This is a genomic window from Chromobacterium sp. W521, from assembly GCF_052805975.1.
Genome location: NZ_JBRBAF010000003.1, coordinates 248,514 through 264,389, shown reverse-complemented (window position 1 = coordinate 264,389; position 15,876 = coordinate 248,514). Strand labels below are relative to the sequence as shown.

Sequence of the window (15,876 nt, the reverse complement as noted above, 5' to 3'; positions counted from 1 at the left end):
CGGACCCCGGTCCGCTTTTTTCATATCTTTCGCATAATCCGCGCCGCCAGGCCGCGCTCCCACCCGCCTTGCCTTCGCCTGCTTCATGCCCATGGTTTTCCGCAAGGTAGCAAAAACGTCTCCAAAAATTTTATCCGCTGTCCTATAAGTAATTATTCACTTTTTGATCACTTCATAAATATATTAAATTGGAAGTACCACAATAAAGACACTACGGGACAAACTGATGAAAAACCTGCGCATTGGACAAAGACTCGCCCTCGCCTTCGGCGCGCTGATCGCCCTGGTGCTGATCATGAGTGTGGTCATGCTCAACGGACTCTCCTCCATCAGCGACGGCATGGAGGACATTACCGACAACCGGCTGGAATCCCTGCTGATAGTCGCTCAGCTGGACCACCACCTGCAGCAGCAGCGCATCGGCGCGCGCGATCTGATCATTGAAACCGATCCAGCCAAGATGGCCGAGATCAAGGCGCAGACCGACCAAACCATCAAGGCCTTCAACAACGCTGAAAAAGCGCTGGAAGACCACTTCACCAAGTTTCCGCCCATGCCCGCTACCGCCGCCCTGCTCAAAGACGTGGGCCAGGCACAGGAAGCGCTGGACGCGCCCACTAAAAAGCTGATGGCGTTGGCCATGGCCAACCAGAACAAGGAGGCCGAAGCCTTCATGGTCAACCAGCACCGTCCGCTGATCCACCAATTGGAACAAAAGGTGGAAGCGCTGAGCAAGGCGCTGGCGGACCGGGCTCAAGACAGCCGCAAGGACGCGGAGGCCAGCGCCACCGCCGTGCGCGCCACCTCGCTGACCATCACCGCCATCTGCCTGGTCGCGGCCGCGCTGATAGGCTGGCTGCTGACCCGCTCCATCACCCGCCCGCTGAACAGCGCCGTAGAGGCCGCGCGCGAAGTGGCCGCCGGCAATCTGCGCATCGAGTTGAAGCCGGACGGCAAGGACGAACCCGCCCAGGTGATCGCCGCGCTGGCCGATATGCGCGAGCAGTTGGTGCAAGCCATCGGCAACGTCCAGCAAGGCGCGGAAGAAGCCAATAGCGTGGCCAGCCAATTGTCCGAATCCGCCGAGCAAGTGTTGACCGCTTCCCACCAGCAAAGCCAGGCCGCCGCCAGTTCCGCCGCCGCGGTGGAAGAACTGACCGTCAGCATCAGCCATGTGGCAGAAGCGGCCCAGGAAGTGCGTGAACACGCGCAAACCAGCCTGGTCACCGCTAAGAACGGCACCGCCCAACTCAGCTTGCTGGTCAAGGAGGTCAACAATGTCGAAAAAGCCGTCAACGGCATTGCCGAAGCGGTGAAGAACTTCGTCGCCAACACCCGCAAGATCACCAGCATGACCAGCCAGGTGCGTGACATCGCCGACCAAACCAACTTGCTTGCGCTCAACGCCGCCATCGAAGCCGCGCGCGCTGGCGAACTGGGCCGCGGCTTCGCGGTGGTGGCCGACGAAGTGCGCGTACTGGCCGAACGCTCGGCTGAATCCGCCAAGGAAATCGACCAGGTCACTCATGTGCTGGGCACCCAGTCGGTGGAACTGGAAGACGCCATCACCAGCAGCCTTGCTTCGCTCAGCAGCAGCCAGGCCTTTGTCTCCACCGTGGAGAACGCCTTGCAGGAGGGCGAACAAGCGGTGGCCAAGTCCACCGACAGCACCGGCACCATCGTCAGCGCCGTGCAGGAGCAGAAGTTGGCCAGCACCGAAATCGCGCAGAACATGGAAAAAGTGGCGCAGATGGCAGAAGAAAATACCGCCATCGTCAGCAATGTGGCGGACAGCTCCCACTCCATGTCCGACATTGCCCAGCGCCTGCATCAAGCGGTGCGTTTCTTCCGCATCTGAACCTCCGCGCCGGCCCAGTCGAAGCCGCCCTTCCGGGCGGCTTTTCATTTGCGCGCGCTCAGATTTTTTCGTCGAAGCCGAACACCGGCGTACCCTTCTTCAATACCTCGCCGCGGAAAAAAGCTGGATATTTACGATACATGTACAGCATGACCAGCAAGCCCGTCAGCGCCACTGTCACGCCCAGAATGAACACCAAGCCCAGGCCGCCGATATGAGAGCCGCTGCCGAAGGCCGGGTCCATGCTGTCCAGCGTGGTGCGAACCAGCGCGACGAACAGCAGGATGCCGCCCAAGCCCGGACACAGGCCGCGCAACAGGAAATGGCGTGCCGAAGTCAGTGCCTGCTTGCGGAAATACCAGACGCAGGCAAAGGCCGTCAGGCCGTAATAGAAACACACCATCATGCCCAGCGCGGTAATGGTGTCGGACAGCACGTTCTCGCTCACCACCCGCATCACCGCATAAAACACAGAGGCCACCAGCGCAGACACCACGGTGGCGTAAGCCGGCGCCTTGAAGCGGGACTCCACCACCGCGTACTTGGCCGGCAAGGCCTGGTAATGGCCCATCGCCAGCATGGTGCGCGCCGGCGACATAAAGGTGGACTGCAAGGACGCGGCGGAGCTGGACATCACCGCCAGCGACAGCAAGATGGCCGCCGGCCCCATCACGGGTCCGGCCAGCGCGGTGAACACATTGGCCGCGATAGCCGGGTTGGCGAGGCCGGTGGCGTCGGTGCCCACCCCGGCGAAGGACACCACCGCCGCGCTGATCAGCACATAAGAGCCCACCAGCAGCACCATCACCAGCGTGGCGGCCTTGCCGGATAGATTGGCGCGTTTGTCGCCCGTGGTTTCCTCGCTGATGGTCACCACCGTGTCCCAGCCCCAATAGGCGAAGATGGACACCGCCACCCCGGCGGCGAATTGGGAAAAACTCTCCACCGCGAAGGGGTTGAACCAGCTCCACGCCACCGGTATGGAATACGGATGGTCGCCGTCGGCGGCGGCGCTGAACGCCGCCCAGGCAAACCAGGCCAACACCAAGGCCTGGAACGACACCAACACATATTGCACCCGCTTGGTGGATTGCAGACCGCGACAGGAAATCCAGGTGGCCACGGCCATGAAGCTGAGGCAGGAGGCGATGTTCACCACCGCGTCGTCAGGCAGCGCTGCGATGTCCGGCCGCTCCAAGGCCTGGCCCAGCGCCAGATACATGAAGTCCACCGCCACCGCGGCGGTGTTGGACAGAACCAGCACCGTGGACACCACCAGCCCCCAGCCCGCGACCCAACCTACCCATGGCCCAAAAGCCCGCGTTGCCCAAGTGAAGGAGGTTCCGGCGTCCGGCATCTCGCGGTTCAGCTCGCGGTAACCTATGGCCACCAACAGCATGGGAATGAAACTGACGAAAAACACCGCCGGCATCTGCTTGCCCACCTGAGTGGCCGCGGGACCCAGGGAGGCGGTCAGCGTGTACGCCGGCGCGCATACGGAAATCCCAATCACCACCAGTCCGAGAATGCCAATGGAACCGGCGGGCAAGCCCTTGGCGCTCAAGCCTCCCCCGTCCGGGGCCGGCAGCGCGTTGTCAACATTACGCATGGTGCATCTCCTTTGCTCCGGGACCCCGCCGCAACGTCGGCCCTCGCCTTGTTATCTTTGTCCGCGCCGGCACACAAGCACCAGCGCGAATGCGCGCGTCCCGCCGTGTCCGCCGGCCGGCCCCGCTTATGACAGGACCGCGCGCGTCATGCGTGGTTGCATGGAGTATGCAGATAATTAACACAAAAACATCAAATGGCAAAAATAATAGACGCAACTCGCATGGGGCGATATGCTGGCTCGGCAAGATCCGGCCCGCGCCGGCGCCTTGCGCTAGAGCCGGGCTCACCGGCCACCGCATAAGAACCCGTTCAAAATCCGCGGCGCTTAGTGAAGCGTTGTACGGTGGGTACAAGCTCAAAATGCTCATGCACCCCTTGTGCACTCCGCTTTTTCGCTCGTTTTCGCCTTGTCTCGCCATTGCTCGCGAGACTTTGAACAGGCTCTAAAAGAACCACGCAAAGAGAGAGAGAGAGAGAAGGAAGAGAATATGAATACCTGGAAGCACGGCCTGCTAGCGCTCGGCCTCGCCGCGGGCGCCCATGCCCAAGCCAATACCGTCAACGTCTACAACTGGTCCGACTACATCGCCCCCACCACCGTGCCAGGCTTTAGCAAGCAAACCGGCGTCAAGGTCAATTACAACGTCTACGACAGCATGGAAACCCTCAACGCCAAGCTGATGACCGGCCGCTCCGGCTTCGACCTGGTGGTGCCGTCCAACAATGTGCTGGGCCTGGGCATCAAGGCCGGGCTGTTCCAGCCGCTGGACAAGACCAAGATCCCCAATTACAAGAACATAGACCCCGCGCTGCTGAAAATGATGGAAGTGTCGGACCCCGGCAATAAATACGCGGTGCCGTATTTCTGGGGCGTGATCACTCTGGGCATCAATGAGGAAAAGGTTAAAAAAGCGTTGGGCGGGAAGCTGCCGGCCAACGAATGGGACCTGCTGTTCAAACCGGAATATGTATCCAAGCTCAAATCCTGCGGTGTCAGCATCCTGGATTCCCCATCCGAATTCTTCCCAATGGCGCTGCACTACTTCGGCAAGGACCCAGGCAGCACCAAGGAAGCCGATTACCGGGCCATCATGCCCCAGCTCAACGCCATTCGCGCCAGCGTGACCCGCATTTCCTCTTCGGGCTACATCAACGATATGGCCAGCGGGGAAGTCTGTCTGGCCATGGGCTACGGCGGCGACCTCAACATCGCCAAGCGCCGCGCCGTGGACGCCAAGAACGGCGTCAAAGTGGTGCCGCTGATGCCCAAACAGGGCGTGGCCATCTGGGTGGACAGCATGGCCATCCCCAAAGACGCCAAGAACGTGGCCAATGCGCTGTCCTTCATCAACTACAGCCTGGATCCCAAGATCGCCGCGGACAACGCCAACACCGTGACCTTCGCCCCCGGCAGCCTGCCGGCGCGGCAGTTCGTCAACAAGCAGTACTTGAACGACCGCTCCATCTTCCCCAACGCCGAAGACTTGAAAAACAGTTTCATCCAAAAGAGCGTGGGTCAGGAAACCCTGCGCATCTACGGCCGCTTGTGGCAAAACTTCAAGCTGGGCCGCAGCTGAATCCACGCCGCGCCGCCAATGAACAACAGCCGCTTTGAGCGGCTGTTGTTCATTAAGCGCCGTTCAAAATACGGCGCTCAGGCCAGCAACTGCCTCAATACATAAGGCAGGATGCCGCCGTGTTGGTAGTAATCCACTTCCACCGGCGTGTCGATGCGCAGCAGCAAGGGCAGTTCACGTTCGCCTCCGGCGGCGTCGCGGATCAGCAGGCGCACCCGCTGCCGCGGCTCAATGCCGTCCTCCAGCCCGCGCAGCTCGAAGGTTTCGTCGCCCTTGAGGCCGGCTGCGCTGTCGCCGTCCAGGAACTGCAGCGGCAACACCCCCATGCCCACCAGGTTGGAGCGGTGGATGCGCTCGAAGCTCTTGGCCACCACCGCGCGCACGCCCAGCAGCCGCGTGCCCTTGGCGGCCCAGTCGCGGCTGGAGCCGGTGCCGTACTCCTCGCCGGCGAAGATCAGCGTCGGCGTGCCGGCGCGCACATAGGTCATCGCCGCGTCGTAAATCGACATCTGCTCGCCGTCCGGCTGCAACAGGGTCAGGCCGCCTTCCACCGGCTTGCCGTCCGCATCCGGCGCCAGCATCAGGTTGCGGATGCGCACGTTGGCGAATGTGCCGCGCATCATCACCTCGTGATGGCCTCGGCGCGAGCCGTAACTGTTGAAATCGCCGGGCGTGATGCCCTGCGCCTGCAGATACAGACCGGCCGGCGAGCTGGGCTTGATCGAGCCGGCCGGGCTGATGTGGTCTGTGGTCACCGAATCGCCGAAGATCGCCAAGGCGCGCGCGCCGCGGATGGGCGGCTGCGCCGTGGGCTGCATCGCGAAATTCTGGAAGAACGGCGGCTCCGCGATATAGCTGGACGGCTCCCAACCGTAGACCTCGCCCACGCTGGCGGCAATGTCGTTCCACAAGGGGTTGCCGCTGGCGAAATCCTGGTACAGCCGGCGGTAAGTGGCCGCGTCCGTAGCTTGCAGCAAAGCCTCTCCCACTTCCTGTTGGCTGGGCCAGATATCGCGCAGGTACACCGGCTTGCCATCCACGCCAACGCCCAGCGGCTCATGTTCCAGATCGATATCCACCCGGCCGGCGATGGCGAAGGCCACCACCAGCGGCGGACTCATCAGGAAGTTGGCTTTGATTGCCGGATGGATGCGCGCCTCGAAGTTGCGGTTGCCGGACAGGACCGAAGCGCAGATCAAATCCTGACCGCTGACCTCGTTCTCCAATTCCGGATCCAGCGGGCCGGCGTTGCCGATGCAAGTGGTGCAGCCGTAGGCGGCCACGCGGAAACCCAGTTGCTCCAGCGGCGCCAGCAAATGCGCCTTGCCCAGGTAGTCCGTCACCACCCGCGAGCCGGGAGCCAGCGAGGTCTTGATATGGCTGGCCACGCTCAGCCCTCGCGCCACCGCCTTTTGCGCCAGCAAGCCGGCGGCCAGCATCACCCCCGGGTTGGAGGTGTTGGTGCAGGAGGTGATCGCCGCGATCAGCACCGAGCCGTGGCGCAGCTTGCCGCTGAAACCGCCTGCCTCGTTCTTGCCGTAGCCGCCGGCCTTGGCCGGCTGATGCAAGAGCTCGGTGAAACGCGGCTTCAGCTGCGGCAAGGCGATGCGGTCCTGCGGACGGCGCGGTCCGGCCACGCTGGGCACCACCGTGGCCAGGTCCAGTTCCAACACGCTGCTGTAATCGATCTCGCCCTCTTGCGGCATGCCGAACATCTGCTGCGCCTGGAAATAGCGGCGGAACGCGTCCACCTCCGCTTCGCTGCGTCCGGTGGCGGTCAGATAGGCGGCGGTCTGCTCGTCCGGCGGGAAGAAACCCATGGTGGCGCCGTACTCCGGCGCCATATTCGCCAGCGTAGCCCGGTCCTGCAAGGTCAACGAGGCCGCGCCTGCGCCGTAGAACTCCACGAACTTGCCCACCACCTGCGCCTTGCGCAGCAGCTCGGTGACGGTCAGCACCAGGTCGGTGGCGGTCACGCCCTCGCGCAGCCTGCCCTTCAAATGCACGCCCACCACGTCCGGCGTCAGGAAATACACCGGCTGGCCCAGCATGCCGGCTTCCGCCTCGATGCCGCCCACGCCCCAGCCCACTACACCCAGGCCGTTGATCATGGTGGTGTGCGAATCCGTGCCCACCAAGCTGTCCGGGTAATACACGCCGTCCTTGCTCAACACCCCGCGCGCCAGATATTCCAGGTTCACCTGATGCACGATGCCGATGCCCGGCGGCACGACCTTGAAGGTGTCGAAGGCCTGCATTCCCCATTTGATGAAACGGTAGCGCTCCGCGTTGCGGCGGAATTCCAGTTTCATGTTAAGGTCCAAAGCGTTGTTCTCGCGGAAGTGGTCGACTTGCACCGAGTGGTCCACCACCAGATCCACCGGCACCAGCGGCTCGATGCGCTTGGGCGGCTTGCCGAAGCGCTCGGCCACCGAGCGCATCGCCGCCAGATCGCACAGCAGCGGCACTCCGGTGAAATCCTGCAGCACGATGCGCGCCACCACAAAGGGGATCTCCTCGCTGCGGGGCGCCTGCGGCCGCCAGCCCGCCAATTGGCGCACATGTTCCTCGCCGACGCGCTGGCCGTCCAGATGGCGCAGCAAGGACTCCAGCACGATGCGCAGCGACACCGGTAGCCGGCTGACATCGCCGATACCCAGCTCCGCCAGGGCCGGCAGCGAATGAAATTGACAGGACTGGCCCGAGGCCAGGGTAAAGGAACGCAAAGTGGATTCGGAACGAAGCGACATGGTGGACTCCTGTTGAAAGCCAAGATGCAAGCCAAGAACCTGTTTACGATCTGCTGCGATTCGTCAGACGCGACACGGTGAGTACAGTGTCGAAACGCTCATGTACCCCATGTACGTGCCGCTTTCTCCGCTGTTTTCGTCTTGTCTCGCTTTTTCTCGCGAGATCGTCAACACGCTCTCAAAGGCCAAAACGATGGGAGCACCTCGAAAAACGGCTAGTCCGAGGTGCTCCGCCTTGTATTCAGACCCTGAAACAGGTCAATGGTTCAGCCCTTGCCTTGCATTTGGCATACAATCGAAACCTCATTCCCGTGCGAAAGGCATGCCATGACACACAGAATAGAACACGATTCCTTCGGCGACATTGAAGTTCCGGCCAATGCGCTGTGGGGCGCGCAAACCCAGCGCTCGCTCGGCCACTTCGCCATCTCCAACGAAACCATGCCGCAAGAACTGATCCTGGCGCTGGCCCAAGTCAAGCGCGCTGCCGCGCTGACCAACCGCGAGCTGGGCAAGCTGCCGGCGAACAAGGCCGACGCCATCGTCGCCGCCGCCGACGAAGTGCTGGCCGGCAAACACCCGGACACTTTCCCCTTGTCGGTATGGCAAACCGGCTCCGGCACTCAAACCAATATGAACATGAACGAGGTGCTGGCCAACCGCGCCTCGGAACTGCTGGGCGGCGAGCGCGGCCCCGGCCGGCTCGTCCACCCCAACGACGACGTCAACCGCGGCCAATCCTCCAACGACATTTATCCCACCGCCATGCACGTGGCCGCCGCGCGCGCGGTGCATGACCGGCTGCTGCCGGCGCTGAGCCGGCTGCGCGCCGCGCTGGTGGACAAAGCGGCCGCCTTCGCCGACATCGTCAAGATCGGCCGCACCCATTTGCAGGACGCCACTCCGCTGACTTTGGGCCAGGAGCTGTCAGGCTGGGTGGATCAGCTGGAGCAAGCGGAACACGCCGTCCGCGCCGCGTTGCCCGGCCTCTACCAACTGGCCGTGGGGGGGACCGCCGTGGGCACCGGCCTCAACACCCACCCGGAGTTCGGCCCGCGCGTGGCGGCCGAACTCAACCGCGCTTGCGGCCTGCCCTTTGTCAGCGCCGGCAATAAATTCGCCGCGCTGGCCGGGCACGACGCGCTGGTGCACTCGCACGGCGCGCTCAAACAACTGGCCACCGCCTTGATCAAGATCGCCAACGACATCCGCTGGCTGGCGTCCGGCCCGCGCAGCGGCCTGGGCGAACTGCTGATTCCGGAAAACGAACCGGGCAGCTCCATCATGCCGGGCAAGGTCAACCCCACCCAGTGCGAGGCGATGACCATGCTGTGCTGCCAAGTGCTGGGCAACGACGTGGCGCTGTCCATCGGCGCCGCTTCCGGCAACTTCGAGTTGAACGTGTTCAAGCCGCTGATCGCGCACAACTTCCAGCAGAGCGTGCGCCTGCTCGCAGACGGCATGGACAGCCTCAACCATCATTGCGTGCGCGGCATGCAGGCAAACCGCCCTCGCATCGAGCAATTGCTGGAGCAATCGCTCATGCTGGTCACCGCGCTCAATCCGCACATCGGCTACGACAAGGCCGCCGCCATCGCCAAGCTGGCCCACGCCAACGGCGGCACCCTCAAGCAGGCGGCGCTGGAGCTGGGCTATGTGACGGCGGAGCAGTTTGACCAGTGGGTGGATCCGAAGGCGATGATCTAAAAACCGGTTCACGCTCTTCCTCGTGGTTCGCGGGGCGAAGAGGAAGAGCATGAACAGACCGCCGGCGCTCAGTCGAATAAACCCAATGTACGCGGCAGCGGCTGAGGCGCCGGCTTGAGCCCGCCCTGGCGCGGCGCCAGCGGCGCGTCCTCGGCGCGCATCTCCTCCGCCGGAAACAGCCGCAGCAAGCGATGCGCGTCGTCCGGGCGGCGCGCCGTCAGCCAGGCCAGGTAATCCTCCGGCCGCACAATCACCAGCGAACGCTTTTCGTCCTCCGGCTTATGCGTGCGGCGCATCAGCGCGTGCGCCTCGGCGTTTACCGTCAACTGGGTGAAAGCGTGGCTGATTGAGCCGTCCGGCTCCGACCACGCCCGCCACAACCCAGCCACCGCGAACGGAGCATCGTCGGCCAAGCCGATTCGCCAACGCACCGCGCGGCCGGTTTCATACGAAGGTTCGAAGAAGGCCCGCATCGGCACCAGGCAACGCTGACCGGCCCGCCACGGGTAGCGGAAGTTTTTCAGTTCGGCCACGGTTTCCGAGCGCGCGTTGGTGGTGGACAACCGCAGGCCGTCCGGTTGATGGCGTTTGGGCACCAGCCCGTAATTGCCCAGCCGTAGCTCCAGGCCCTGGCGGCCAGCCACGATGAAGGGAGCGGCGTAGTCCTGCCAGGCCTCTTCCTGCCAGACCAGCCCGCCAGGCTCCACGCCGAACAGCGGCAGTTGATCAGGATGGGGACATAGATAGTTGACGCACATCGGCGCAGTTTACCGGATATTGCGGCGGCCGGCCCGCCGCCTCGGTTTGACAAGCAAGCCTCAAGCGGCGACCATAAGCCCACTATGCGCCGTTTCGTCCCCTATGCCAGCCAAGATTGGATCGACGCCCGTTTCGGGGCGGGTTAGCGCGCGGCCAGACGAAGCCCGGCAACCCGCCCACCCGGCGGGTTTTTTCATATGAGCCACCACCAGGAGACTGCCATGCCTAGCAATGAACAATCCAAAGACACGGCCGCGGCAACGCTGCATCTGGTTTGCGGCAAGATCGCCGCGGGCAAGTCCACCTTGACCCGCAACCTGGCCAAACAAGCTCGCACCGTACTGATCAGCGAGGACGAATGGCTGGCCCAGCTTTACCCCGGCGAGATACGTACCATGACCGACTACGTGCGCCGCTCGCAGTCGCTCAAACAGGCGCTGACCGCCCACATCGCCGCCCTGCTGCGCCAAGGCCTGTCCGTGGTGCTGGACATGCCGGCCAATACACTGGACAGCCGCCGCTGGATGCGCGAGCTGATCGACGCCAGCGGCGCGGCGCATCAGCTGCACCTGCTGGACGTCAGCGACGAAGCCTGCAAGGCGCGGCTGCGTCAGCGCAACGCCAAGGGCTCCCACCCGTTCAGCGTCAGCGAGGCGGAGTTCGACCATATCACCCGCTACTTCGTGCCGCCCAGCCCGCAGGAAGGCTTCAACGTAGTCGCCCACAGCAACGCGGAGGCCTGAACCGGCCCCTGGCCGTCTCAGCGGAAAACGCCGGCAAGCCGGCGTTTTTTCATTGGCAAGATGGCCGCTTACCCGCCGGCGCCCTGCCTTGCCGCGCCGCTAGACCCAGCCGCCCAGCATCAGCGCTCCGCACAGGGCGATGCCGCCGCCGACAACGCGGCCCAGCCGTTCGCCCAGCGCAAAGCGCGCTTCCGCTTGCCCCAACAACAAGCCGGCTGCATGCAACAGGCCGGAAGCCAGCACGAAACCGGCGGCGTAAGCCAAGCCGGAGGCGTCGTGCGGCATCTCCTGACCATGGGCGATGCCATGCAGCAAGGCGAAACCGGCAATCGCCGTCAAGGCCAGCCCCCGTCGCGGCTGCAAGGCGAAGGCCAGCAGCAAGCCCAGCGCGATCACGCTGGCGGCGATGCCGCTTTCCAGCGCCGCCGCGCTCACGCCCAACCAGCCCAGGACGCCGCCAACGGCCAGCAAAGCCATGAAGGTCAGCGGTCCTTGCCATCGGGCCGCGCCGCCCAGCCGCCACGACCACAAGCCCACCGCCAGCATGGCCAAGAGGTGGTCCAGCCCGCCAAGCGGATGCGCCAGGCCGCTGGAGAAACCGGCGACGGCGTGACCGGGGTGAGCCTGGGCCAGCCCGCTGACCAGCAATATGGCCAGCGCGGCCGACGGAGGTTTACGCAAGAGAGTCATTTTCGGCTCCTGAGACGTTGAGTTGCAGCATGCCCTGGGTTTCGACAAAGGCGATGATGTCGGCCAGACCCTGACCAAGCTTGAGATTGGAAAAAACGAAGGGCCGCTCGCCGCGCATGCGGCCGGCGTCGCGCGCCATCACGTCCAGCGAGGCCCCCACCAACGGCGCCAGATCGATCTTGTTGATCACCAGCAGGTCCGACTTGCAGATGCCCGGCCCCCCCTTGCGCGGAATCTTGTCGCCGGCGGACACGTCGATCACGTACAGCGTCAGATCGGACAACTCCGGGCTGAAAGTGGCGGCCAGGTTGTCGCCGCCGCTTTCGATGAAGATGATATCCAGGCCGGGATGGCGGGCGTTCAGCCGCGCCACCGCCTCCAGGTTGATCGACGCGTCCTCACGGATGGCGGTGTGCGGGCAGCCGCCGGTTTCCACGCCGATGATGCGGTCCGCCTCCAGCGCTTGATGCTGGACCAGGAATTGCGCGTCTTCTTGGGTGTAGATGTCGTTGGTCACGGCGGCGACATTGTATTTATCGCGCAGCGCCGCGCACAGCGCCCAGGTCAGGTGGGTCTTGCCGGAGCCCACCGGCCCGCCTATGCCCACTCGCAACGGCCCGCGGCCCTTGGCGAGTCCTGTTGTGTTCATCGCTTTCTCCTTGAGATCGCGGCCGCCGGCTCAAGACCGGAACAGCCTGCTGTACTGGGTTTCATGCTTCATCGCCGCCCAGGCGAGGCCAGGGGCGAAATTGCTCAGTTGTTCCGCCGGCATCCGTCTCGCCTCGGCGCCGGCCGCGGCCACGGCCGGCAACAGCGCCGACAACAATTGCTGGCCGGCCGTCTGTCCCATCGGCATCGCCTTGAGCAGAACCGTGACTTGGTTTTCCAGCCAGCTCCATAGATAAGCATCCACCGCGCCGGCCTCGTCCGCGCCCAGCGCGCGCGCCGCCTGCGCCCATACCGCCGGCAGCGCCAACTCCGGCTGCTCCAGGCCGGCCGGCCACGGCAAAGCGGCGCACTCCGGCAGCGCTTGCAGCAAGCGGCGCAGCGAATACCCCATCTGCACGGTTTCCTGCCTCAATTCGCGGCTGTCTCGGCTGGCCAGCAATTGCTGATTGATCCGCGCCAGCGCCGGTTGATCGTCGGCGGCCAGCGCGCGCCAGGCCTGAGCCAGCAGAGCGGCTTCAAAACGGGCCAGCGGTCCTTGCAACACATCGCCCAGCCAGGAGGCGGCGCTGGCGGCGTCATGCACCAGGCCCAGCTCCAGCGCGCTCTCCAGCCCTTGCGAGTAGCTATACGCGCCGATAGGCAGGCCCGGACTGGCCAGCCGCAGCAGTTGCAGCCGCGACAGCGCGCTCATGCCGCGCCGTACTGATGCAGCCGCGGCGGATATTGGAAGGCCGCCTCTTTGCCGTGGGAGTGGTGATGGCCGCCGCCGTAAGCGCCGGCCTCCGGCTGAAACGGCGCGTCGATTTTTCGCACCTGCGCGCCCATCTGCTCCAGCATCCGCGCCAGCACCTCGTCGTCCAACAGCCGCAGCCAGCCGTCGCCCACTTGCAGATGCACATGGCGGTTGCCCAGGTGGTAAGCAGCGCGGGTCAAGGCCATGGCGTCGGCGCAACTGACATGCAGCAAGGCTTCCGGCGCGGCCACTACCCGCACCCGGCGGCCATCCTCTGCCTGCAGCACTTCGCCGTCGGCCAGCGGCGGCCCCGGCTCCAGAAACAGCCCGCAGTCTTCTCCGGCGGCGCTGCGGGTGCGTAGCCGGCGCTTGCCGCGCAGTTCGCAACTCATCAGCAGCTCATCGTCCCAGGCGCTCGCATCGTCGGCGCGGCGTGTCAGCAGCAACATGGCATCCTCTCAAAACAAGAAATAGCGCTGCGCCAGCGGCAGGCGCTCGGCCGGTTCGCACCACAGCAGCTGGCCATCGGCGCGCACCTGATAGTTTTGCGGGTCCACCTCGATATGCGGCAGATAATCGTTGTGGATCAGGTCCGTCTTGCGCAGATGGCGGCAGCCGCGCACCGCCACCAAGCGCTTGCGCAGGCCCAGTTCCGCGCCGATGCCGGCCTGCAGCGCCGCCTGCGATACAAAGGTGACGCTGCCGCGCGCCACCGCCGCGCCGCAGCTGCCGAACATCGGCCGGTAGTGCACCGGCTGCGGCGTTGGAATGCTGGCGTTGGGGTCTCCCATCGCGGCGGCGGCGATCACGCCGCCCTTGAGGATCAGGCTGGGCTTGACCGCGAAGAAGGCAGGCCGCCACAGCACCAAATCCGCCAGCTTGCCGGGCTCGACGCTGCCCACCTCATGGGCGATGCCGTGGGTCAACGCCGGGTTGATGGTGTACTTGGCCAGATAGCGCTTGACCCGGAAGTTGCTGTGGCCGGGGCCATCGCCCGGCAAGGGGCCGCGCTGGCGCAGCATCTTGTCCGCGGTCTGCCAGCAGCGCAGTATGGTTTCCCCCACCCGCCCCATCGCCTGGCTGTCCGAGGACATCATCGCGAAGGCGCCCAAGTCGTGCAGGATGTCCTCGGCGGCGATGGTCTCGCGCCGGATGCGGCTTTCGGCGAAGGCCACGTCCTCCGCGATGCCCGGGTCCAGGTGATGACACACCATCAACATGTCCAGGTGCTCGTCTATGGTGTTGACGGTGAACGGCCGGGTGGGGTTGGTGGAGCTGGGCAGCACATTGGCGTAGCCGCAGGCTTTTATGATGTCCGGCGCGTGGCCGCCGCCGGCGCCCTCGGTGTGATAGGTGTGGATGGCGCGGCCCTTGAACGCGGCCAGCGTGGCTTCGACGAAGCCGGATTCGTTCAGGGTGTCGGTATGGATCGCCACTTGCACGTCCATCTCGTCCGCCACCGTCAGGCAGTTGTCTATCGCCGCCGGGGTACTCCCCCAGTCTTCGTGCAGCTTGAGGCCGATGGCGCCGGCGCGCACTTGCTCCCGCAGCGGCTCCGGCAGGCTGGCGTTGCCCTTGCCGGTGAAGCCCAGGTTCATCGGAAAGGCCTCCGCCGCTTCCAGCATCCGCGCCAGATGCCATGGCCCCGGCGTGCAGGTGGTGGCGTTGCTGCCGGTGGCCGGCCCGGTGCCGCCGCCTATCATGGTGGTGACGCCGGACATCAAGGCTTCTTCGATCTGCTGCGGGCAGATGAAATGAATGTGGCTGTCGATGCCGCCGGCGGTGACGATCATGCCTTCGGCGGCGATGATTTCAGTAGCGGCGCCGATGACGATGTCGACGCCGGGCTGAATATCCGGGTTGCCGGCCTTGCCGATGGCGGCGATGCGGCCGTCCTTGAGGCCGATGTCGGCCTTGACGATGCCCCAGTGGTCCAGGATGAGCGCATTGGTCAGCACGGTGTCGGCCACCTCCGCCGCCAGCCCCTGCCCTTGCCCCATGCCGTCGCGGATCACCTTGCCGCCGCCAAACTTCACCTCCTCGCCGTACACGGTGTAGTCGCGCTCCACCTCCACCCACAATTCGGTGTCGGCCAAGCGCACCCGGTCCCCGACGGTGGGGCCGAACATCTCGGCATACGCCTGCCTGCTGATTTTCATAAGCCCCCCATTACCCGGCCCTGAAAGCCGAACACCCGCTTCAGGCCGGCCAGTTCCACCAGTTCCACGCTGCGGGTCTGTCCCGGCTCAAAGCGCACCGCGGTGCCGGCCGCGATGTTCAGCCGGCAGCCGCGGGCGGCGGCGCGGTCGAACTGCAAGGCGTCGTTGGTTTCGGCAAAGTGATAGTGCGAGCCCACCTGGATAGGCCGGTCGCCGGTATTGGCCACCGTCAGCGTCACGGTGCGGCGGCCGGCGTTGAGTTCGATCTCGCCTTCGGCTGCCTGGATCTGTCCCGGAATCATCGCGGCGTCCTCATACAATGGGCTGGTGGACGGTGACCAGCTTGGTGCCATCCGGGAAAGTGGCTTCCACCTGAATATCGGCGATCATCTCGGCCACGCCGTCCATCACCTCCTCGCGGCCCAGCAGCGTGGCGCCGTAATGCATCAGCTCCGCCACGCTCCTGCCGTCGCGCGCGCCCTCCATGATGGCGGCGCTGATGTAAGCCACCGCCTCCGGATAGTTCAGCTTCAGGCCCCGCGCGCGGCGGCGCTCCGCCAGCAGGCCGGCGGTGAAGATCAGCAGCTTGTCTTTTTCTCTGGGCGTCAATTCCATCGTGA

14 protein-coding genes are annotated in these 15,876 nt (G+C 64.6%); 4 read left to right on the top strand and 10 right to left on the bottom strand.

Going from position 1 to position 15,876, the window contains the following annotated elements:
* The first annotated feature begins 226 nt into the window (after positions 1-226).
* Positions 227-1,858 (top strand): methyl-accepting chemotaxis protein, encoded by a 1,632-nt coding sequence (locus ACUXV1_RS05820; RefSeq protein ID WP_052370947.1) that lies wholly within the window; start codon positions 227-229, stop codon positions 1,856-1,858.
* 58 nt (positions 1,859-1,916) lie between these two features.
* On the opposite strand, the gene ACUXV1_RS05815 is transcribed toward ACUXV1_RS05820, so the two are convergent.
* Positions 1,917-3,467 (bottom strand): APC family permease, encoded by a 1,551-nt coding sequence (locus tag ACUXV1_RS05815; protein ID WP_446015047.1) that lies wholly within the window; start codon positions 3,465-3,467, stop codon positions 1,917-1,919.
* 490 nt (positions 3,468-3,957) lie between these two features.
* Between ACUXV1_RS05815 and ACUXV1_RS05810 the strand changes: the two genes are divergently transcribed.
* Positions 3,958-5,046, top strand: coding sequence for a polyamine ABC transporter substrate-binding protein (locus ACUXV1_RS05810; protein WP_446015045.1), 1,089 nt, complete (start codon positions 3,958-3,960; stop codon positions 5,044-5,046).
* A 77-nt stretch (positions 5,047-5,123) separates the two neighbouring features.
* Here ACUXV1_RS05810 and acnA read toward each other — a convergent pair whose 3' ends face one another.
* Positions 5,124-7,796, bottom strand: coding sequence for an aconitate hydratase AcnA (acnA, locus tag ACUXV1_RS05805; RefSeq protein ID WP_446015044.1), 2,673 nt, complete (start codon positions 7,794-7,796; stop codon positions 5,124-5,126).
* Positions 7,797-8,123: 327 nt separating this feature from the next.
* Between acnA and fumC the strand changes: the two genes are divergently transcribed.
* Complete coding sequence (fumC, locus tag ACUXV1_RS05800; RefSeq protein WP_446015043.1) at positions 8,124-9,503, top strand: class II fumarate hydratase; 1,380 nt, start codon at positions 8,124-8,126, stop codon at positions 9,501-9,503.
* Between the two features lie 68 nt (positions 9,504-9,571).
* Here the strand turns inward: fumC and ACUXV1_RS05795 are convergent, their stop codons facing one another.
* Entirely contained in the window at positions 9,572-10,261 is a 690-nt protein-coding gene (locus ACUXV1_RS05795; RefSeq protein WP_446015042.1) for an SOS response-associated peptidase, read from the bottom strand.
* A 222-nt stretch (positions 10,262-10,483) separates the two neighbouring features.
* Between ACUXV1_RS05795 and ACUXV1_RS05790 the strand changes: the two genes are divergently transcribed.
* Positions 10,484-11,005: an AAA family ATPase gene (locus ACUXV1_RS05790; RefSeq protein WP_446015040.1), complete on the top strand. Its 522-nt coding sequence runs from the start codon at positions 10,484-10,486 to the stop codon at positions 11,003-11,005.
* 99 nt (positions 11,006-11,104) lie between these two features.
* Here the strand turns inward: ACUXV1_RS05790 and ACUXV1_RS05785 are convergent, their stop codons facing one another.
* The 7 genes from ACUXV1_RS05785 to ureA are packed head-to-tail and all read right to left on the bottom strand — an operon-like array spanning position 11,105 to position 15,871.
* Positions 11,105-11,695, bottom strand: coding sequence for a HupE/UreJ family protein (locus tag ACUXV1_RS05785; RefSeq protein WP_446015038.1), 591 nt, complete (start codon positions 11,693-11,695; stop codon positions 11,105-11,107).
* Positions 11,679-12,344, bottom strand: a complete 666-nt coding sequence (gene ureG / locus ACUXV1_RS05780) for an urease accessory protein UreG (RefSeq protein WP_019101197.1) — start codon at positions 12,342-12,344, stop codon at positions 11,679-11,681. Before ureG ends, ACUXV1_RS05785 begins: the two co-directional genes overlap by 17 nt.
* A gap of 30 nt (positions 12,345-12,374) precedes the next feature.
* Positions 12,375-13,055 (bottom strand): urease accessory protein UreF, encoded by a 681-nt coding sequence (locus tag ACUXV1_RS05775; protein ID WP_446015036.1) that lies wholly within the window; start codon positions 13,053-13,055, stop codon positions 12,375-12,377.
* Positions 13,052-13,546 (bottom strand): urease accessory protein UreE, encoded by a 495-nt coding sequence (gene ureE / locus ACUXV1_RS05770; RefSeq protein ID WP_019101199.1) that lies wholly within the window; start codon positions 13,544-13,546, stop codon positions 13,052-13,054. The genes ACUXV1_RS05775 and ureE overlap by 4 nt, the downstream gene beginning before the upstream one ends.
* Before the next feature lie 9 nt (positions 13,547-13,555).
* Positions 13,556-15,256 carry an urease subunit alpha gene (ureC, locus tag ACUXV1_RS05765; RefSeq protein WP_043641699.1) on the bottom strand — a complete coding sequence of 567 codons (1,701 nt, stop codon included), beginning with the start codon at positions 15,254-15,256 and terminating at the stop codon, positions 13,556-13,558.
* Entirely contained in the window at positions 15,253-15,558 is a 306-nt protein-coding gene (locus ACUXV1_RS05760) for an urease subunit beta (protein WP_081554666.1), read from the bottom strand. The genes ureC and ACUXV1_RS05760 overlap by 4 nt, the downstream gene beginning before the upstream one ends.
* 10 nt (positions 15,559-15,568) lie before the next feature.
* On the bottom strand, positions 15,569-15,871 hold the full coding sequence (ureA, locus tag ACUXV1_RS05755) for an urease subunit gamma (RefSeq protein ID WP_019101202.1): 303 nt from the start codon (positions 15,869-15,871) through the stop codon (positions 15,569-15,571).
* Positions 15,872-15,876: the final 5 nt, after the last annotated feature.